Annotated in this window: 22 protein-coding genes; 15 read left to right on the top strand and 7 right to left on the bottom strand. The window is 67.3% G+C overall.

Annotation, left to right across the window (positions count from 1 at the left end; genetic code table 11):
- Positions 1 to 12 precede the first annotated feature (12 nt).
- Together radC and ACAM57_RS06600 are read left to right on the top strand one after the other, a co-directional pair.
- Entirely contained in the window at positions 13 to 690 is a 678-nt protein-coding gene (gene radC / locus ACAM57_RS06605) for a DNA repair protein RadC (protein ID WP_126023269.1), read from the top strand.
- Positions 690 to 1,346 (top strand): Smr/MutS family protein, encoded by a 657-nt coding sequence (locus tag ACAM57_RS06600; protein WP_126023268.1) that lies wholly within the window; start codon positions 690 to 692, stop codon positions 1,344 to 1,346. Before radC ends, ACAM57_RS06600 begins: the two co-directional genes overlap by 1 nt.
- Positions 1,347 to 1,360: 14 nt before the next feature.
- Here ACAM57_RS06600 and ACAM57_RS06595 read toward each other — a convergent pair whose 3' ends face one another.
- The 3 genes from ACAM57_RS06595 to fabV are packed head-to-tail and all read right to left on the bottom strand — an operon-like array spanning position 1,361 to position 4,275.
- On the bottom strand, positions 1,361 to 2,584 hold the full coding sequence (locus ACAM57_RS06595) for an NAD(P)/FAD-dependent oxidoreductase (protein WP_369661068.1): 1,224 nt from the start codon (positions 2,582 to 2,584) through the stop codon (positions 1,361 to 1,363).
- A 50-nt stretch (positions 2,585 to 2,634) separates the two neighbouring features.
- Positions 2,635 to 3,054, bottom strand: coding sequence for a group II truncated hemoglobin (locus ACAM57_RS06590; RefSeq protein WP_369661067.1), 420 nt, complete (start codon positions 3,052 to 3,054; stop codon positions 2,635 to 2,637).
- A gap of 27 nt (positions 3,055 to 3,081) precedes the next feature.
- The gene (gene fabV / locus ACAM57_RS06585) at positions 3,082 to 4,275 is read right to left on the bottom strand and encodes an enoyl-ACP reductase FabV (protein WP_369661066.1); all 1,194 of its coding nucleotides are present in this window, start codon (positions 4,273 to 4,275) and stop codon (positions 3,082 to 3,084) included.
- 203 nt (positions 4,276 to 4,478) lie between these two features.
- On the opposite strand from fabV, the gene ACAM57_RS06580 reads away from it, so the two are divergent.
- The 5 genes from ACAM57_RS06580 to ACAM57_RS06560 all read left to right on the top strand — a co-directional run bounded on the left by ACAM57_RS06580 (position 4,479) and on the right by ACAM57_RS06560 (position 8,581).
- The gene (locus ACAM57_RS06580; protein ID WP_369661065.1) at positions 4,479 to 5,309 is read left to right on the top strand and encodes an ABC transporter substrate-binding protein; all 831 of its coding nucleotides are present in this window, start codon (positions 4,479 to 4,481) and stop codon (positions 5,307 to 5,309) included.
- A gap of 111 nt (positions 5,310 to 5,420) precedes the next feature.
- A complete protein-coding gene (locus ACAM57_RS06575) occupies positions 5,421 to 6,116 on the top strand; it encodes an amino acid ABC transporter permease (RefSeq protein WP_184640997.1) in 696 nt (231 codons plus the stop codon).
- A gap of 16 nt (positions 6,117 to 6,132) precedes the next feature.
- A complete protein-coding gene (locus ACAM57_RS06570) occupies positions 6,133 to 6,843 on the top strand; it encodes an amino acid ABC transporter permease (RefSeq protein WP_126023262.1) in 711 nt (236 codons plus the stop codon).
- Positions 6,840 to 7,583 (top strand): amino acid ABC transporter ATP-binding protein, encoded by a 744-nt coding sequence (locus ACAM57_RS06565; protein ID WP_126023261.1) that lies wholly within the window; start codon positions 6,840 to 6,842, stop codon positions 7,581 to 7,583. Before ACAM57_RS06570 ends, ACAM57_RS06565 begins: the two co-directional genes overlap by 4 nt.
- Positions 7,580 to 8,581 (top strand): isopenicillin N synthase family dioxygenase, encoded by a 1,002-nt coding sequence (locus ACAM57_RS06560; RefSeq protein ID WP_369661064.1) that lies wholly within the window; start codon positions 7,580 to 7,582, stop codon positions 8,579 to 8,581. The genes ACAM57_RS06565 and ACAM57_RS06560 overlap by 4 nt, the downstream gene beginning before the upstream one ends.
- Here the strand turns inward: ACAM57_RS06560 and ACAM57_RS06555 are convergent.
- The 3 genes from ACAM57_RS06555 to ACAM57_RS06545 form a co-directional block, all read right to left on the bottom strand.
- Positions 8,524 to 8,859 (bottom strand): hypothetical protein, encoded by a 336-nt coding sequence (locus tag ACAM57_RS06555; protein ID WP_056593793.1) that lies wholly within the window; start codon positions 8,857 to 8,859, stop codon positions 8,524 to 8,526. The two genes, ACAM57_RS06560 and ACAM57_RS06555, sit on opposite strands and share 58 nt — an antisense overlap.
- A gap of 4 nt (positions 8,860 to 8,863) precedes the next feature.
- On the bottom strand, positions 8,864 to 9,547 hold the full coding sequence (locus ACAM57_RS06550) for an HAD family hydrolase (protein ID WP_369661063.1): 684 nt from the start codon (positions 9,545 to 9,547) through the stop codon (positions 8,864 to 8,866).
- 66 nt (positions 9,548 to 9,613) lie between these two features.
- On the bottom strand, positions 9,614 to 10,954 hold the full coding sequence (locus ACAM57_RS06545; RefSeq protein ID WP_369661062.1) for an MFS transporter: 1,341 nt from the start codon (positions 10,952 to 10,954) through the stop codon (positions 9,614 to 9,616).
- Between the two features lie 180 nt (positions 10,955 to 11,134).
- Here ACAM57_RS06545 and cyoA point away from each other — a divergent pair, with 180 nt between their 5' ends.
- The 8 genes from cyoA to ACAM57_RS06505 all read left to right on the top strand — a co-directional run bounded on the left by cyoA (position 11,135) and on the right by ACAM57_RS06505 (position 18,721).
- On the top strand, positions 11,135 to 12,160 hold the full coding sequence (gene cyoA / locus ACAM57_RS06540; protein WP_126024788.1) for a ubiquinol oxidase subunit II: 1,026 nt from the start codon (positions 11,135 to 11,137) through the stop codon (positions 12,158 to 12,160).
- A 1-nt stretch (position 12,161) separates the two neighbouring features.
- A complete protein-coding gene (gene cyoB, locus ACAM57_RS06535; RefSeq protein WP_184640991.1) occupies positions 12,162 to 14,165 on the top strand; it encodes a cytochrome o ubiquinol oxidase subunit I in 2,004 nt (667 codons plus the stop codon).
- Positions 14,158 to 14,820, top strand: coding sequence for a cytochrome o ubiquinol oxidase subunit III (gene cyoC, locus ACAM57_RS06530; RefSeq protein WP_184640990.1), 663 nt, complete (start codon positions 14,158 to 14,160; stop codon positions 14,818 to 14,820). The genes cyoB and cyoC overlap by 8 nt, the downstream gene beginning before the upstream one ends.
- On the top strand, positions 14,817 to 15,239 hold the full coding sequence (gene cyoD / locus ACAM57_RS06525) for a cytochrome o ubiquinol oxidase subunit IV (protein ID WP_369661061.1): 423 nt from the start codon (positions 14,817 to 14,819) through the stop codon (positions 15,237 to 15,239). The genes cyoC and cyoD overlap by 4 nt, the downstream gene beginning before the upstream one ends.
- Positions 15,239 to 16,045, top strand: a complete 807-nt coding sequence (locus ACAM57_RS06520) for an SURF1 family protein (protein ID WP_369661060.1) — start codon at positions 15,239 to 15,241, stop codon at positions 16,043 to 16,045. The genes cyoD and ACAM57_RS06520 overlap by 1 nt, the downstream gene beginning before the upstream one ends.
- Positions 15,999 to 17,453 (top strand): ATP-binding protein, encoded by a 1,455-nt coding sequence (locus tag ACAM57_RS06515; protein WP_369661059.1) that lies wholly within the window; start codon positions 15,999 to 16,001, stop codon positions 17,451 to 17,453. The genes ACAM57_RS06520 and ACAM57_RS06515 overlap by 47 nt, the downstream gene beginning before the upstream one ends.
- Positions 17,434 to 17,985, top strand: a complete 552-nt coding sequence (locus tag ACAM57_RS06510) for a response regulator transcription factor (RefSeq protein WP_369661058.1) — start codon at positions 17,434 to 17,436, stop codon at positions 17,983 to 17,985. The genes ACAM57_RS06515 and ACAM57_RS06510 overlap by 20 nt, the downstream gene beginning before the upstream one ends.
- 118 nt (positions 17,986 to 18,103) lie before the next feature.
- Positions 18,104 to 18,721, top strand: a complete 618-nt coding sequence (locus ACAM57_RS06505; protein WP_369662405.1) for a hemolysin III family protein — start codon at positions 18,104 to 18,106, stop codon at positions 18,719 to 18,721.
- A gap of 108 nt (positions 18,722 to 18,829) precedes the next feature.
- Here ACAM57_RS06505 and ACAM57_RS06500 read toward each other — a convergent pair whose 3' ends face one another.
- Positions 18,830 to 19,060, bottom strand: coding sequence for a SlyX family protein (locus tag ACAM57_RS06500; protein WP_126024783.1), 231 nt, complete (start codon positions 19,058 to 19,060; stop codon positions 18,830 to 18,832).
- Positions 19,061 to 19,080 lie beyond the last annotated feature (20 nt).

The raw sequence follows: 19,080 nt of genomic DNA, 5'->3' as shown, positions 1-19,080 counted from the left end.
ACCCGGGGTTTCATGTCTTTCAAGGATCTCCCTCTCGATGCCCGTCCGCGCGAAAAGCTCATCGCGCGCGGCGCGGCCGCGCTGGCCGACGCCGAACTGCTGGCCCTGCTGCTGCGCACCGGCGTGGCGGGCAAGAACGTGCTGCAACTCGCGCAGCAGCTGCTCGAGCGCTTCGGCGGGCTCTCGGGACTGCTGCACACCGGCGCCGACGACCTCAAATCGGTCAAGGGACTGGGCGGCAGCGCCAAGCGCTCCGAGCTGATCGCGGTGCTCGAGCTGGCGCGCCGCGCCATGGGCGAGAAGCTGCGCGAGCGCGCAGTGTTCGACTCGCCCGACGCGGTCAAGCAGTATCTGCAGCTGCACATCGGCCCGCGCCCCTACGAAGTGTTCGCGGTGGTGTTCCTCGACGTGCAGCACCGCATGCTCGCGCTGGAGGAAATGTTCCGCGGCACGCTCACCCAGACCAGCGTCTACCCGCGCGAAGTGGTCACGCGCGCCATCCACCATCACGCCGCTGCAGTGGTGCTGGCGCACAACCACCCGAGCGGCAGCATCGAGCCCTCGCGCGCCGACGAATCGCTCACGCAGACGCTGCGCGCCGCGCTGGCGCTGGTGGACGTGCGGGTGCTCGACCACATCATCGTGAGCCCCGGGCAGAGTTTCTCCATGGCCGAGAAAGGACTGCTCTGATGCCCGCGCGCGCGCCCTCGATCAAGAACCTCGCCGACCTCAAGCAGGTGCAGCGCGTACTCGCCGAAACCCGCGAGCGCGAAGCCGCCGAGGCCGCGGCCAAGGCGCAGGCCGAGCGCAAGCGCGCGGCCGAGAAAGACCTGTTCACCCGCGCCATCGGCGCCACCGAGCCGCTGCGCCGCAAGGCCGTGGTGCCGCTCGCGCCGGAGCCGCCCGCGCCCATCCCGGTGCAGCACCAGCTCGACGAGCAGCGCGTGCTGCGCGAATCGCTCTCGGACGAGTTCGACGTGACCACGCTGCTCGACGTGGACGACGCCATGAGCTTCCGCCGCCCCGGCATCGGCACCGACGTCACCGCGCGGCTGCGCAAGGGCGACTGGGCCATCCAGGCGCAGGTCGACCTGCACGGCCTGCGCAGCGACGAGGCGCGCGAGACCCTGGGCGGCTTCATCCGCAACGCCTACAAGCAGGGCCTGCGCTGCGTGCGCGTGGTGCACGGCAAGGGCCTGGGCTCGCCGGGCAAGCAGCCGGTGCTCAAGACCAAGACGCAGCGCTGGCTGATCCAGAAGAACGAGGTGATCGCCTTCGTGCAGGCCAAGCCGGCCGAAGGCGGGGCCGGCGCGCTGGTGGTGCTGCTGGCGCCTGCTCGGCGCTGAGCACCTTCTTCAGCTCAGGCCAGCAGGTTCTTCAGCGGCACCGAGGCATCCGCCACCGCCGCCGCATCGGGATTGCGGCCCGCTTCGAGCAGCTTGCGGCTCATCATGTGGTCGACCGGCGCGTTCACCGATTCCACGCACACGAGCTGGCCGTCGACATAGTGGAACAGCGAGAACGCATCGGGCTTCGGGCCCGCGCGGCGCACGCTGCTCAGGCCGGGAGTTCCTTCGGCGGGCATCAGGCCCACCATCTGCAGGCGCATGCCGCCCTGGTCGGACCAGAACCACGCGACCGCGTCGTGCGCGCGTGCCTCGCCGGTGAGCGTGGCAACGGCCGTGCGCGCCTGGTCGTTGGCGTTCTGCACCGATTCGAGCCGCAGCGCGCGGCCCGCGCGGCGATCGGGGAAGCGCGTGCAGTCGCCCACCGCGAGCACGTCGGCCGCGCTGGTCTGCATGTGGCCGTCGACCACGATGCCGTCCGCGCACTCGATGCCGGCTGCCTGCGCGAGCGCGGTCTCCGGCACCGCGCCGATGCCCAGCAGCAGCAGGTCGACAGGCTGCTTCACGCCATTGACCTGCAGCGAAACCAGCCGGTCGCCCTCGACCTCGAAGGCACCGGTCTGCGCGCCGAGCACGATGTCGATGCCCGCCGCGCGATGCGTGGCCAGCACGTGCGCCGAGAGTTCGGGCGACACGGCGCGGCCCAGCAGGCGCGGCGCGCTCTCGATGACCTGCACCGTCTTGCCCAGCGCCTTGGCGGTGGCCGCCACTTCGAGCCCGATGAAGCCGCCGCCGAGCACCGTCACCTTCTCTGCCGCCGCGAGGCGCGTGCGCAGGCGATGCGCCTCGTCGGCCGCGCGCAGGCTGGCGACGTTCTCGAGGCCCGGCTTCAGGTCGGGCATCTGGCGAGCGCGCGTGCCGGTGGCCAGCACCAGCTGTTGCCACGGCAGCACCGCGCCCGAACGCAGCGTGACGGTGTGCGCCTCGCGGTCGATGGCCACGGCCGCATCGCCCAGGTGCAGCGTGATGCCGGCTTCGCGATACCAGTCGGCGGCCTTGTGCGGCTGCGTGGTTTCTTCCGCGCTCTTCAGGAAGGTCTTGGACAGCGGCGGGCGGTGATAGGGCTCGCAGGCCTCCTCGCAGACCAGGTGCACGCGCGCGCCCTGCCCGGCTTCCGCAAGCCCCGCACAGAGCTGGGCCGCGGCGTGGCCGCCGCCGATGATGACGATGGAATTCATGATGGAAGAAGCGTCTTTCGGAAATCGTTGCTCGTGTGTCTGGCCGGCGATCATTCGCCTCTATTGCGCATCCAGTCAGCGGTCTTGAAGAAGGAGTCGCGAAGGCGCGCGCGCAAGTCCTCGGGCACGCCCGTCTCGCCCATCGCCTGGTCCATGCACGCCAGCCACTGGTCGCGTTCCTTGATGCCGATGGTGTGGCCGCCGATGCTTTGCGGCAGGTGGCGCGCGCGCAGCATCGGGTGGCCGAAGCGGTCGGTGTAGTACGAAGGCCCGCCCAGCCAGCCGCAGAGGAACCAGAACAGGCGCTGGCGCGCGTTGTCGAGGCTGGTGCCATGCACCGCGCGCAGCTGCGCGTAGGCGGGCTCGAGGTCCATCAGGTCGTAGAAGCGCTCGACCAGCGCCTCCACTTTCGGTTCGCCGCCGATCCAGTCGAAGGGCGTGCCGGCGGGCGGCTTTTCTTGTATCTGCATGGGCGGGAGTATCCCTTGAGGGGCCTGCTAGAGCTGCACGATGCCCGGAATGCCCACATCGGGGTTCACGTCGGCCTCGTAGTCCACGCCCTCCACCGCGAAGCCGAAGAGCCGCAAAAACTCGGTCTTGTAGCCCGCGAAATCGGTCAGCTCGTAGAGGTTCTCCTTGGTCACCTGCGGCCACAGCTCGAGCACGCGCGACTGCACCTGCGGCGCCAGTTCCTTGTAGTCGGCGCGCAGGCGGCCTTCGGCATCGATGTGCGGCGCGCTGCCGTAGAGGCTCTCGGCGTAGAGCCCTTGCACTTGCTCGATGCAGCCCTCGTGCACGCCCTGCTCCTTCATCACCTTGAACAGCAGCGACAGATACAGCGGCATCATCGGAATGGCCGAGCTGGCCTGCGTGACCACCGCCTTCAGCACCGACACGCGCGCGTCGCCGCCCTTGGCCGCGAGCTGCGCGCGGATGCCCAGCACCTTCTGGTCGAGGTCCTTCTTGGCTTCGCCGATGGAGCCGTTCCAGTAGATGTCGTGCGTGATCTGCTCGCCCAGGTAGGTGAAGGCCGTGGTCTTGGCGCCGTCGGCCAGCACGCCGGCCTGCTGCAGCGCGTCGATCCACATCTGCCAGTCCTCGCCGCCCATCACGGCCACGGTGTTGTCGATTTCCTCCTGCGTGGCGGGCTCGAGCACCGATTCCTTCACGGTCTCGTTGTCGGTGTCGAGGCCGCGCAGGTTCACCGCCTTGCCCACGGGCTTGAGCACCGAGTTGAAGACCTGGCCGGTCTTCGGATGCGTGCGCCGCGGTGCGGCCAGGCTGTAGACGACGAGGTCGACCTGCCCCAGGTCGGCGCGAATGGTATCGATGACCTGCTGCTTCATCGCGTCGGAAAAACCGTCGCCGTTGATGCTCTTCGCATAGAGGCCCTCGGCGTGCGCGGCGCGCTCGAAGGCGGCGGTGTTGTACCAGCCGGGCGAACCGGGCTTGGTCTCGCTACCCGGGCGTTCGAAGAAGACGCCCAGCGTGCCGGCGCCGCAGCCGAAGGCGGCGGTGATGCGCGCGGCGAGGCCGTAGCCGGTCGATGCGCCGATCACCAGCACCTTCTTCGGGCCGTCGATGGCGGGCCTGGCCTTGACGTATTCGATCTGTTGGCGGACGTTGGCTTCGCAGCCGGCGGGATGGGTGGTGACGCAGATGAAGCCGCGCACGCGGGGTTTGATGATCATGAGGATCTCGCTCGAAGAGATGCGGAGGGAGGCGGAGGGAGGCGGAGGAAAGACGCCGGAAGCGCGTTTTTGCGCCGCGAATTTAACCCAGCCCGCAAAAGCGGCCTTCAGCCCGACCATATGCATATGTCGATTGACGATTTAATAATCAGCGGTTTTATTGATATGGTCCTGCCCCTTCCGTTTCCACCAAGGAGAAGAACATGCGCATGAAACTGATTGCAGCCGCGGCCCTCGCCGCCTCCACCTTCCTGTTCGGCACCGTCGCCCATGCCGACCAGCTGGCCGACATCAAGAAAAAGGGCGAGCTGGTCGTCGGCGTGCTCGGCACGGACGAGCCCGCGACCTTCGTCGACCCCAAGACCCGCCAGATCGTCGGTTACGAGGTGGACCTGGTGAACGCCATCGCGAAGAAGATCGGCGTGAAGCCGGTGCTCAAGCAGATCGCGGTGGCCGCGCGCATTCCGGAGCTGCAGCAGGGCCACGTCGACCTGGTGGCCGCCGGCCTCACGCACAACAAGGAGCGCGAGGCGCAGATCGACTTCTCGCTCACCACCTTCGTCACCGGCCAGAAGGCCATCGTGAAGAAGGACAGCGGCATCACCGAGGTGCCGCAGCTCGCCGGCAAGAAGGTGCTAACCATCCGTGGCGGCACGCAGGAGCCCAACATCCGCAAGGCCGTGCCCAACGTCGAGGTCGTGACCTTCGACACCAGCCAGCAGGCCTTCCAGGCCCTGCAGCAGGGCAAGGGCGTGGGCTACGTGGACGACGAGGCCGCGCTGCTGCGCAGCTACGCCAAGCTGGGCCCGCAGAAGGCGCAGTACGTGGTGCTCAAGCAGAACCTGAGCACCGAGGCGCTGGCCATCGGCATCAAGAAGGGCGAGAGCGGCCTGAAGGCGGTGGTGGACGACACGCTGCGCGAGCTCGAGAAGTCGGGCGACGCCGAGAAGATCTTCATCAAGTGGTACGGCCCGAACACGGCTTCGGGCTTCCAGTCGCGCGACTTCAAGCTCGAGAGCGACAAGATCGACTGAGCCTGAATCCCCGGCCTTCGCCCTCGGGGAAGGCCGGAGAGACGACAGGATGAGGCCGGACGACGGGCTCCCGGCTCTTCTTTCCCCGCGGCGGTGATACTGTCGCCCCCCATGCCCCTGTTCGACTATTCCTTGCTGCTGACCGGCAAGTACCACGACATGCTTGTCGCGGGCCTGCTGCTGTCGCTGCAGCTGCTCGCGGCCTCGCTGGCGCTGGCGCTGCCCATCGCGCTGGTGGTGGCGCTGCTGCGGCTGTCGCCCTTCGCGCCGCTGCGCTGGCTCGGCTTCGCGTACGTGGAGTCGATCCGCAACATTCCGCTGCTGGCGCACATGCTCTTCTGGTACTTCGGCGCGCCCGAACTGCTGCCGGAAGACATCAAGCAATGGCTCTACGCAGGGCACATCGAGGCCTACAGCGCCATCATCGCGCTCGCGCTGTACACGGCGGCCTTCATGGCGGAGGACATCCGAAGCGGCATCCGCGCCATTCCCACAGTGCAGTTCGAGGCCGGCCGAGCGATGGGCTTCAGCTACCTCGCCACCATGCGCCGCGTGGTGCTGCCGCAGGCGCTGCGCGTGACCATTCCGCCGCTCATCTCGCAGACGCTGAGCCTGTGGAAGAACACCTCCATCGCCACCGTGATCGGCGTGGCCGAGCTGATGTACCAGGCCGGCCAGGTCGAGAGCGCGACCTTCCGCAGCTTCGAGTCCTTCGCGTTCGCGAGCGCGGCCTACCTGACGGTGTCGCTGGCCATCACCGGACTTGCCACCTGGTACCACCACCGTTACCCGGTGCGGACGATCTGAGGAAAGCGACGGCGCGATGCTTCAGATCATCAACGACTACTGGGTCTACTTTCTCATCGGGCAGTACCCGAACGGCCCGCTCGGCGGGCTGGTGCTCACGCTGCTGCTGGCCTCCTGCGGCCTGGTGCTGGCGCTGCCGCTGGGCATCGTGCTGGGGCTGGCACGGGTGAGCCCGTGGCGCTGGCTGCGCTGGCCGGTCACGGGCTTCGTGTTCGTGGTGCGTGGGCTGCCCCTGCTGATGGTGATCTTCTGGGCCTACTTCTTCCTGCCCAGCGTCACCGGCGTGAAGACCGACCAGTTCACCACCATGCTGATCGCGCTGGTGGTGTTCGACGCCGCCTACCTCGCCGAGATCGTGCGCGCCGGCATCCAGGGCCTGCCGCGCGGGCAGATGGAAACCGCCCGTGCGCTGGGCCTGAGTTATGGCAGCGCGATGCGCCTCGTGGTGCTGCCGCAGGCGCTGCGCAGCATGCTGCCCTCGCTGGTGAACCAGTTCGTCTCGACCATCAAGGAAACCTCGCTGGGCTACATCATCGGGCTGGCCGAGGTGTCGTTCATCGCGACGCAGATCAACACGCAGGTGTTCACCAAGCCCGCGCAGATCTACCTGATCCTGGGCGGGACGTACTTCATTCTCTGCTTCGGCCTCTCGCGCTTCGCCTACTGGCTCGAACGCCGGCTCGCGCGCCGCGGCATCTCCACCGCCGCCACCAAGGTGTCCGCATGATCGAACTCGAAAAAGTCAACAAGTGGTACGGCAGCTACCACGCGCTGGTCGACGTGACCGAAACCATCCACAAGGGCGAGGTGGTCGTGGTGTGCGGGCCCTCGGGCTCGGGCAAGTCGACGCTGATCCGCACCTTCAACCGGCTGGAGCCGATCCAGTCGGGCCGCATCGTGGTGGACGGGCAGGACATCCACGCGCCGGGCCTGGACGTGAACGAATTCCGCTCGCGCATCGGCTTCGTGTTCCAGCAGTTCAACCTGTTCCCGCACCTCACGGTGCTGCAGAACTGCACGATGGCGCCGATGCAGCTGCGCGGCCTCACGCGCAAGCAGGCCGACGAGCGCGCGATGGCGCTGCTGAGCCGCGTCGGCCTGTCGAACAAGGCCAACGCCTGGCCCGGCGAGCTCTCGGGTGGCCAGCAGCAGCGCGTGGCGATCGCCCGCGCGCTCGCGATGCAGCCACCGCTGATGCTGTTCGACGAGCCCACCAGCGCGCTCGACCCCGAGATGGTCGGCGAGGTGCTGCTGGTGATGCGCGACCTCACGCGCGACGGGATGACCATGGTCTGCGTGACGCACGAGATGGGCTTCGCGCGCGAGGTGGCCGACCGCGTGCTCTTCATGGACGAAGGCAAGGTGCTGGAGCGCGCCACACCCGACGACTTCTTCAACCGGCCGCAGCATCCGCGCGCCCAGCAGTTCCTGGCCGACATCCGCTCCCCCTTCGCGAGAGACGCATGACCGACGCAGCCCTTCCCCTCATCGATGTTTCCGCGCTCGTTGCCGGCACCGCCGGGCGCGACGCCGTCGCCGCACAGATCGGCGCCGCCTGCCGCGCCCACGGTTTCTTCTACGTAACCGGCCATGGCGTCGACCCGGCGCTGGTGAAGCGGCTCGAAGAACTCAGCCACCGCTTCTTCGAGCTGCCCGAGGAAACCAAGATGCGCTGGCGCATGGCCCTGGGCGGGCGCGCCTGGCGCGGCTACTTTCCGCTGGGCGGCGAGCTGACCTCGGGCCGGCCCGACTGGAAGGAAGGCCTGTACCTGGGCACGGAGCTGCCCGCCACGCATCCGCTGGTGCAGGCGAAGACGCCGGTGCACGGGCCAAACCTGTTCCCCGAAGTGCCGGGCTTTCGCGAGACCATCCTCGAATACATGGACGCCGTCACGCAGCTGGGCCACCGGCTGATGGAAGGCATCGCGCTGAGCCTGGGCCTCGAGGCGGGCTACTTCGCGAAGCGCTACACGGCCGACCCGCTGATCCTGTTCCGGCTCTTCAACTACCCCTCGCAGCCAGTGCCCGAGGGCCTCGACGTGCAATGGGGCGTGGGCGAGCACACCGACTACGGGCTGCTGACGATCCTGCACCAGGACCACATCGGCGGCCTGGCGGTGCACACGCCCGGCGGCTGGATCGACGCGCCGCCGGTTGCGGGCTCCTTCGTCTGCAACATCGGCGACATGCTCGACCGCATGACCGGCGGGCTCTACAAGTCGACGCCGCACCGGGTGAAGCGCAACACCTCGGGGCATGACCGGCTGTCGTTTCCGCTCTTCTTCGATCCGAACTTCGAGGCCCGGGTGCAGCGCATAGAGGGCCTCGCGGGCGCCGAAGCGCGCGACGACAGCGCCGAGCGCTGGGACCGCGCCAACGTGCACGCCTTCAGCGGGCGCTACGGCGACTACCTGCTGGCAAAGGTGTCGAAGGTTTTTCCGCAGCTGCGCGACGAGGTGCTCTGAGGGGCGGGCGCCGGCAGGAGGCCGGGCTCCTCGAGGAAAACGTCCTCCCAGCGCTCGACCTCGGCATCGGGGTCGGAAATGGGCACGAGCTTGTCGCTGCGGCAGTAGAAGGTCCAGCCCTCGAACAGCACGTCGTAGTAAGTGCCGGGCAGGTAGCGCTCGCTGGGCGCCTCATAGGGCGCGGACACCACCTCCACGATCCGGCCCACGGCACGCTCCGTGAAGGGCGACGCCAGGCAGCTGTCGACCACGTGGCAGAGGGTGCCGATCTTGATCATGCCGTTACATCTTCTGCATGGCCTGTTGCGGAAACCAGCGCGGCAGGTGCGCCAGTGCGTCGTGCAGCGAATCGAGCACGTGGAAGGCCCGCTCGACGATCGATGCGGGCGGATGCTTGAGGTCGGGCACCACCACCACCCGCAGGCCCGCCGCCAGCGCCGCCTTGGCGCCGTTCTCGCTGTCCTCGAAGGCGATGCAGTCGGCGGGGTCCACGCCCAGCCGTTCGGCCGCGAGCAGGTAGAGCGCCGGATCGGGCTTGGCGCGCGCCACTTCGTCGCCGCCCGCGAAGGCCGAGAAGTGGTGCAGCACGTCGAGGCTGCCGAGGCAGGCCTGGATCTGCACGCTGGTCGATGAAGAGGCCACGGCGCAGCGCGTGCCGCGTTCGCGCAGCGCCGCCAGGAATTCAGCCGCGCCGGGCTTGATCGGGAACAGTGGCGTACCGTCGGAGCGCTCCAGCTGCAGGCGCTGTCGCACGAGGCCCACCGCGTGGGTGTAGGCGGCCGGCCCGCCCAGCAGCGAAGCGAGGACGACTTCGGACTCCACCGTGGACAGCCCCACCACCTGCAGGTACTGGCTGTGTGAAAGCTCGATGCCGAGCGTGCGGGCGACGTCGATCCAGGCGGCCATGATGGGGCGCTCCGAATCGATCAGCAGCCCGTCCATGTCGAAGATTGCAGCGGCGAACATCGAGGCATCGTAATGAAAAACGAAAAGGGGCCCGTAAGGCCCCTTTTCGTTGCTGCGCGGAAAGTCTCAGTCCCGCGCCAGCGCCCGGTTCAGGCCCAGCGCCGCCAGCGTGGCGATGGCGCCCGACAGCAGGTAGACGCTGACATAGGCAAGGCCGAAGTGGGCCGAGAGGCCCAGGGCCACCAGCGGAGCGAAGGCCGCGCCGATGAGCCAGGCCACGTCTGCCGTGAGCGCCGCGCCGACGTAGCGGTACTTGGGCGCGAAGTTGGAGGTCACGGCGCCGGCCGCCTGGCCGTACGACAGGCCCAGGATCACGAAGCCCAGCAGGATGAAGATGTCCTGGCCGATGCGGCCGCCGTCGAGCAGCGTGGGGGCGAAGCCGCTGAAGGCGGCGATCACCGCGGCCAGGCCGCCCAGCGTGAAGCGGCGGCCGATGCGGTCGGCCAGCAGGCCCGAGGCCACGATGCCGGCGGCGCCGAAGCCCGCGCCGATCATCTGGATCACCAGGAATTCGGTGACCGACTGGTCGGAATACAGCGTGATCCACGACAGCGGGAACACCGTGATCAGGTGGAAAAGCGCGTAGCTGGCCAGCGCGGCGAAGGCGCCGATCAGGATGTTGCTGCCCTGCGAGCTGACCAGCTCGGTGACGCTGGTGGGTTCGAGCTCGCGCTCTTCGAGCAGGCGCGAGTATTCGTCGGTGGCCACCAGGCGCAGGCGGGCGAAGAGCGCCACCACGTTGATCGCGAAGGCCACGTAGAAGCTGTAGCGCCAGCCCCAGTCGAGGAAGTCTTCCGACGGCAGGCTGGAATACAGGTAGGCGAACAGAGCGCTGGCGATGAAGAAGCCGATGGGCGCGCCCAGCTGGCCCAGCATGGCGTACCAGCCGCGGCGGTTGGCCGGCGCGTTCAGCGCCAGCAGCGACGGCAGGCCGTCCCAGGAGCCGCCCAGCGCCAGGCCCTGGCCGAAGCGGAACACCGACAGCAGCACGATGGCCGTGAAGCCCAGGCTCGCATAGCCCGGCAGGAAGGCGATGCCGGCGGTGGAGGTGCCGAGCACGAAGAGCGCCAGCGTGAGCTTGGCTTCCCGCCCGAAACGTCGCTGGATCATCATCGAGATGACAGTTCCGAACGGACGCGCGATGAAGGCGAAGGAGAAGACCAGGAACGAATAGAGAACACCCTCGAGGTGCTGCTCGAACGGGAAGAAGACCGCCGGGAACACCAGCACCGAGGCGATGCCGTAGACGAAGAAGTCGAAATATTCGGAGGCGCGGCCGATGACCACACCGACCGCGATCTCGCCGGGGGCGATGTGCGAGTGGTCGTCGCCCTGCCGGGCGCCGCCGTGATCGGCCGGGTTCGGCAGCGGCTGTGCGCCTTGCGAAATGATGCTGGACGTCGTCATTGCTTGCTGTAATTCAGGTGTAACGCCGCGGCGCGACACCATAAGACCATGGGAGACCCCAGAGCGTCGCACCGAATCACATTTACCGCCATAGGACAAAACGTCCAATAGGCGAAACCCGTCTTCGGGCGTAGATTGTGGGGTCTTTTTGCGTCGCCCCTGCACCTCTTTTCCCCCGGCATGCACATCCTCAAGAACCTTCGCCGAGCACTCCTGCTGCTCTCCGCCATGCTCCTGGCGGGCTGCAACACGGTGCTGATGAACCCATCCGGCGACATCGCCCACCAGCAGGGACGACTGATCGTCGTCTCCACCGTGCTGATGCTGATCATCATCATTCCGGTGATCGCCCTGACCATCTTCTTTGCCTGGCGCTATCGCCAGTCCAATAAAGAGGCCACCTACAGCCCCGACTGGGACCACTCCACCCAGCTCGAGCTGGCCATCTGGGCAGCACCGCTGCTCATCATCATCGCCCTGGGCGCCATCACCTGGATCAGCACCCACACGCTCGACCCCTACCAGCCGCTGCGCCGCCTCGACGCCCAGCGCGCGATTCCGGCCGAAACCAAGCCGCTGACGGTGGAAGTGGTCGCCCTCGACTGGAAGTGGCTGTTCATCTACCCCGAACAGGGCATCGCCACGGTGAACGAGCTGGCCGCCCCGGTGGACCGCCCGATCAGCTTCAAGATCACGGCCTCCTCGGTCATGAACTCCTTCTTCATCCCCGCGCTGGCCGGCCAGATCTATGCCATGCCGGGCATGGAGACCAAGCTGCACGCCGTCATCAACAAGCCCGGCGAGTTCGAAGGCTTCTCCGCCAACTACAGCGGCGCCGGCTTCTCCGGCATGCGCTTCAAGTTCCACGGGCTGAGCAACGAAGGCTTCGACCAGTGGGTGCAGAAGGTCAAGTCCGGCAAGGACGGCGAACTCTCCCGCGAGCTCTACAAGAAGCTCGAAGTACCCAGCGAGCGCGAGCCCGTGCGCCACTACCCCACCGTTGCATCCGACCTGTACGACGCGATCCTCAACCAGTGCGTGGACCGCAACAAGATGTGCATGAAGGAAATGATGGCCATCGACGCCAGCGGCGGCATGGGCAAGCCCGGCGCCTTCAACGTTGCCACCAAGCAGGCCTGGGACATCGAATCCCTCGATACGCCCAAGCGCAAGTACGTCACCGCGATGTGCACCACCGAAGAATAAGATGTTGCAGAACCTTGACCTGACGAAGCTCGTCTTCGGCCGCCTCTCCTGGGAGGCGATTCCCTTCCACGAGCCCATCCTGCTCGTGACCTTTGCCGGCGTGGTGCTGGGCGGCCTGGCCGTCCTGGGCGCACTGACCTACTTCAAGCTGTGGGGCATGCTGTGGCGCGACTGGATCACCAGCATCGACCACAAGAAGATCGGCATCATGTACATCATCCTGGGCCTGGTGATGCTGCTTCGCGGCTTCGCCGATGCGCTCATGATGCGCGCCCAGCAGGCCATCGCCTTCGGCGACAACGCGGGCTTCCTGCCGCCGCACCACTACGACCAGGTCTTCACCGCCCACGGCGTGATCATGATCTTCTTCGTGGCGATGCCGCTGGTCACGGGCCTCATGAACTTCGTGGTGCCGCTGCAGATCGGCGCGCGCGACGTGGCCTTCCCGTTCCTGAACAACTTCAGCTTCTGGATGACCACCTTCGGCGCCGGCCTGGTGATGGCGTCGCTGTTCGTCGGCGAGTTCGCCAAGACCGGCTGGCTGGCCTATCCGCCGCTGTCGGGCATCCTGTTCAGCCCCGACGTGGGGGTCGATTACTACATATGGTCATTGCAGATAGCGGGGGTGGGCACATTGCTGTCCGGCGTGAACCTGCTGGCCACCATCGTGAAGATGCGCGCGCCCGGCATGACCATGATGAAGATGCCCGTCTTCACCTGGACCGCCCTGTGCACCAACGTGCTGATCGTCGCCGCCTTCCCGGTGCTGACCGCCGTGCTGGCCCTGCTGTCGCTCGACCGCTACGCAGGCACCAACTTCTTCACGAACGACCTCGGCGGCAACGCCATGATGTACGTGAACCTGATCTGGATCTGGGGCCACCCCGAGGTGTACATCCTGATCCTGCCGGCCTTCGGCATCTTCTCGGAAGTGGTCTCCACCTTCTCGGGCAAGCGCCTCTTCGGCTACGCCTCGATGGTGTACGCCACGGTCGTGATCACCATCCTGTCGTACCTCGTCTGGCTGCACCACTTCTTCACCATGGGCTCCGGCGCCAGCGTGAACTCGTTCTTCGGCATCACGACGATGATCATCTCGATCCCGACGGGCGCGAAGATCTTCAACTGGCTCTTCACCATGTACCGCGGCCGCATCCGCTTCGAGCTGCCCATGATGTGGACCATCGGCTTCATGATCACCTTCGTGATCGGCGGCATGACCGGCGTGCTGCTGGCCGTTCCCCCGGCCGACTTCGTGCTGCACAACAGCCTGTTCCTGATCGCCCACTTCCACAACGTGATCATCGGCGGCGTGCTGTTCGGCATGCTGGCGGGCATCACCTACTGGTTCCCGAAGGCCTTCGGCTACAAGCTCGACCCGTTCTGGGGCAAGTGCTCGTTCTGGTTCTGGATCGTCGGCTTCTGGTTCGCCTTCATGCCGCTGTACATCCTGGGCCTGATGGGCGTCACCCGCCGCATGAGCCACTTCCAGGACATGTCGCTGCAGATCTGGTTCCAGGTCGCCGCCTTCGGCGCGGTGCTGATCGCGCTGGGCATCGCCTCGTTCCTGATCCAGCTGGTGGTGAGCTTCATCCGCCGCGACCAGTTGCGCGACACCACGGGCGACCCGTGGAACGGCCGCACGCTGGAATGGGCGACCTCGTCGCCGCCGCCGGCCTACAACTTCGCGTTCACGCCGCGCGTGCACGACAACGACGCCTGGTCCGACATGAAGGCCCGCGGCTACCAGCGTCCGCTGGAAGGCTTCAGCCCGATCCACATGCCCAAGAACACGGCCGCCGGCTTCATCATCGCGGCGCTGAGCGCGGTGTGCGGCTTCGCGCTGATCTGGCAGATGTGGCTGCTGGCCGGCATCGGCTTCGTCGCCATGCTCGCCGCCGTGATCATCCACACCTTCAACTACAAGCGCGACTACTACATCCCCGCGGAAGAAGTCGTCCGTACCGAAGAAGCGCGCACGCGCCTGCTGGCTGCCAATGTCTAACAGTACCGCCCTCCACTCCAGCCACACGAACACCGTGGGCAACGCCGCGAGCGTGCCCACCTTCGAGGTGTTCAACGTCCGCAACGAAGACCACCATCCCGAGAACGGCACGCTGCTGGGCTTCTGGCTCTACCTGATGAGCGACTGCCTCATCTTCGCCTGCCTGTTCGCGGTGTACGGCGTGCTGGGCCGCAGCTACGCGGCCGGCCCTTCGGGCGCCGACCTGTTCGACCTGCCGCTGGTGGCGATCAACACCTCGCTGCTGCTGCTGTCGTCCATCACCTACGGCTTCGCCATGCTGCAGATGCAGCAGCGCCGCATGGGTGGCGTGCTGGTCTGGCTGGCCATCACCGGCCTGCTGGGCGCGGGCTTCATCGGCCTGGAGCTCTACGAGTTCGCGCACCTGATCCACGAAGGCGCGGGCCCGCAGCGCAGCGCCTTCCTGTCCTCGTTCTTCGCGCTGGTGGGCACCCACGGCCTGCACGTGACCTTCGGCATCGTCTGGCTCATCGTGCTGATGATCCAGTTGCCCAAGCACGGCTTCACCGCCGCCAACCGCCGCCGCCTGATGTGCCTGTCGATGTTCTGGCACTTCCTGGACGTGGTCTGGATCGGCGTCTTCACCTTCGTGTATCTGATGGGATCGCTGCAATGAGCGCGCACACCGAAACCGCCGGCCACGGCGCACATGGCCACAACGACCATGGTCATGACCACGGGCACGGCCACGACGACGGCCCGGTGAGCCACAGCACCTTCAAGGGCTACATGACCGGCTTCGTGCTGGCCGTGATCCTCACCGCCATCCCGTTCTGGCTCGTCATGGGCAAGGTCTTCGACAAGCCGGGCACCACCGCCCTCGTCATCCTGGCCTTCGCCGTGGTGCAGATCGTGGTGCACATGGTGTACTTCCTGCACATGGACGCGAAGTCCGAAGGCGGCTGGAACATGCTGGCGCTGATCTTCACGCTCGTGCTCGTGGTCATCACGCTGGCCGGTTCGTTGTGGGTCATGTACCACATGAACACCAACATGATGCCGCACTCGGTGCACGACATGAAGAACATGCCCTGATGGCGGAACAGGCCGTCCGCCAGCGCTCCACCGCCGCACGGGTGGCACTGGCGGTCTGCGCCGTCCTCGCCTTCGCCGGCTTCGTCGCGCTCGGCACCTGGCAGGTCGAGCGCAGGGCCTGGAAGCTGGATCTCATCGCACGCGTCGACCAGCGCGTGCACGCCCCGGCCACCGCGGCCCCCGGGCGGACCGAATGGCCCACGGTCAACGCGGCCAACGACGAATACCGGCATGTCCGCCTTGCCGGCACCTTTCTCCACGACAAAGAGACGCTGGTGCAGGCAAGCACCAGGCTGGGCGCCGGCTTCTGGGTGCTGACCCCGCTGCGCAACAGCGCCGACGGCACCGTGGTGCTGGTCAACCGCGGCTTCGTGCCGCCCGAAGCGCAGAAACGCGAGGCGCGCGCCGCCACCGAGCCCCAGGGCGAAACCACCGTGGCCGGCCTGCTGCGCCTGACCGAACCCAAGGGCGGCTTCCTGCGCAAGAACGATCCGGCCGGCGAGCGCTGGTTCTCGCGCGACGTGCAGGCCATCGCCGCCGCGCGCGGCCTGAACGTGAACGACGTCGCGCCCTACTTCGTCGATGCCGACGCCACGCAAGCACCCGCGACCGCCACCGACACCCCCGCCTGGCCGGCAGCCGGCCTGACGATCATCTCCTTTCCCAACAGCCACCTCGTCTACGCCCTGACCTGGTATGGCCTCGCCCTCATGGTGCTGATCGCGGCCTGGTTCGTGCGGCGCAGCGAAAATGCGGCCCATGCCGACGCCCGCCCCGCCGACCAAGATGCCCGCCGCGACGGCTGAATCCGCCGCTGTGGCGGGCGAGCTGCACCCGCCCCGCGCCGGCGTCGCGAGCCTCGACAACGCCATCGGCCACCAGAACATGCAGCAGCTGATACAGCTGCGCTGGTTCGCGGTGGTCGGACAGGTCGCCACCATCCTCGTGGTGCACTACGGCTTCGAGATCCGGCTGCCGCTGGACCACATGCTGCAGGTGCTGGCCTGCCTCGCGCTCTTCAACATGGTGAGCCTGCTGCGCTCGCGCAGCCACCGGCGCGTGACCAACGGCGAACTGTTCGTCGCGCTGCTGGTCGACGTGGCCACCCTCACCGCGCAGCTCTACCTGAGCGGCGGCGCGACCAACCCCTTCGTCTTCCTCTTCCTGCTCCAGGTGACGCTGGGCGCGGTGCTGCTGAAGGCCTGGTCGACCTGGACCATGGTGGTCATCACCAGCATCTGCTTCGCCGGACTTGCGCTGTTCTCGCGCCCGCTGGCACTGCCGCTGGACCACGACCGGGGCCTGTGGAGCCCCTACATCCAGGGCATGCTGGTGTGCTTCGCGCTGAACGCGGCGCTGCTCGTCATCTTCATCACCCGCATCAGCCGCAACCTGCGCGCGCGCGACGCCCGGCTGGCCGACCTGCGACAGCGCGCGTCCGAAGAGGAGCACATCGTGCGCATGGGCCTGCTGGCCTCGGGCGCGGCGCATGAGCTGGGCACGCCGCTTGCCACGCTCGCGGTGATCCTCGGCGACTGGCGCCGGCTGCCGCACTTCAGCTCCGACCCCGAACTGCTGACCGAGGTGGCCGAGATGGAACTGCAGATCCAGCGCTGCAAGAGCATCGTCAGCGGCATCCTGCTGTCGGCCGGCGAGGCGCGCGGCGAGTCTTCGGAGGAAACCACCGTCAGCACCTTCCTCGATGACCTGGTCGAGGAATGGCGCACCACCCGCCCGGTGGAAGACTTCGAGTACGACAACCACTTCGGCCGCGACCTGCCCATGGTCTCCGACTCGGCCCTCAAGCAGATGATCTGCAACGTGCTCGACAATGCGCTCGAAGCGTCGCCGCACTGGCTGCGCCTCGAGGCGGCGCACGACGCCGACGCGCTGACGATCACCGTCACCGACGCAGGGCCCGGCTTCCTGCCGGCCATCCTCAAGGAGTTCGGCAAGCCCTACCAGTCGAGCAAGGGCCGCGCTGGCGGCGGGCTGGGGCTGTTCCTGGTGGTGAACGTGGCGCGCACCGTGGGCGGCCGCGTCGCGGCGGCCAACCGGCCCGAGGGCGGCGCCGTCGTGAAGATCACGCTGCCGCTCGCGGCCATCGTGCTCGAGGAAGAAGAGACGGAAGTGGACGACGACGCGGACGACGAGGAAGCCCTCGCCGCCAGCAGGACCATCGGAATGGAAGGCAATGAGCGAAACCGGAGCTGAAGCGCAGCGCCAGCTGCTGATCGTCGAGGACGACGGCGCCTTCGCGCGCGCGCTCGGCCGCTCCTTCGAGCGCCGCGGCTACGCCGTGACGCACGCGAGCAACCTCGCCGAGGTCGAGGCACTGCTGGTCGGCTCCTCGCCCGGCTACGCGGTGGTCGACCTCAAGCTCAACGGCGAGGCCTCGGGCCTGGCCTGCGTGCAGATGCTGCACCGGCACAACCCGAAGATGCTGATCGTGGTGCTCACGGGCTTCGCGAGCATCGCCACCGCGGTGGAAGCCATCAAGCTCGGCGCCTGCCACTACCTGGCCAAGCCCTCGAACACCGACGACATCGAGGCCGCCTTCGGCCGCGCCACCGGCACCACCGAGGTGGAGCTGACCAACCGTTCCACATCCATCAAGACGCTCGAATGGGAGCGCATCCACGAGACGCTGGCCGAGACCGGCTTCAACATCTCCGAGACCGCGCGCAGGCTCGGCATGCACCGGCGCACGCTGGCACGCAAGCTGGGCAAGCAGCAGGTCAAGTAGACCGATCTTCAAACCACACGCACTTGCGCACGGACAGACGATGACCTTTTCGCCACCCTCTCCCCCGCCCACGCAACGCAGCAAGACCGCCGTCCTCGCCGCACGCGACCAGACGGCCATGGAAGAACTCTTCAACGCCCTGAGCCACGGCCTGGGCCTTGCGCTGGCGATCGCCTCGCTGCCGATCCTGGTCTACAGCGCCGCACAGAAGGGCCAGGCCGCGGCCGTGGTCGGCGCCAGCCTGTTCGCGGGCACGGCCATCGTGCTGTACCTGATCTCCACGCTCTACCACGCGCTGCCCATCGGCCGGGCGAAGGCCTGGTTCAACCGGCTGGACCACGCGGCCATCTACCTCTTCATCGCGGGCAGCTACATGCCCTTTCTGTTCGGCGTGCTGCGCGGCCCGCTGGGCTGGACGCTGTTCGGCGCCATCTGCGCGGCGGCGGCGCTGGGCGTGGGCGCCAAGCTGTTCAACCGGCTGAAGCATCCGCTGTGGTCCACCGGCCTGTACGTGGCGATGGGCTGGATGGCGCTGATGGCGGCCGTGCCGCTGTACGAGCGCATGTCGGCGGCGGGCCTGGGCTGGCTGGTGGCCGGCGGGTTGTTCTACACGGCCGGCGCCGTGGTTTTCCTGTTCGACAACAAGGTGCGCTTCGCGCACTCGGTGTGGCACCTGTTCGTGCTGGCCGGCAGCACCTGCCATTTCTTCGCCGTGCTCTGGCATTCACATGGGTAACTCCCCCAGGCTTCGCGCACTTCGTGTCGCTTCGCCAACCCCCTCGCCGGGGGCAGCACCTGCGGCCCGGCAAAGCCGGTTCCGCGGTGCTCCGCGAAAAGTCGTCGATCAATAGTGCGGGGGTAACTCGTCACGTGGGTTGCGCGCGGCGCCGTCCTGGCCGGAGCTCTGCATCTGCTCCTTCAACTGCGTGACCTGCAGGATCAGCCGATCGATCTGCTGCTGTTGGCGGTAGATCGTCATGTTCAGCTGGTCGAGCAGGTCCTCGGCGTAGCTGGACTTGATCTCGAGTTCGGTCACGCGCTCGGCAATGAGATGGTCGTGGGGTGGGTTTTCCATGCCGCTATTGGACAGGAATA

The sequence above is a fragment of the Variovorax sp. V15 genome (genome assembly GCF_041154425.1).
Classification (GTDB): domain Bacteria; phylum Pseudomonadota; class Gammaproteobacteria; order Burkholderiales; family Burkholderiaceae_C; genus Variovorax; species Variovorax guangxiensis.
Note: the sequence above shows the minus strand (reverse complement) of the source record. Positions and strands in the feature narration are given on the sequence as shown.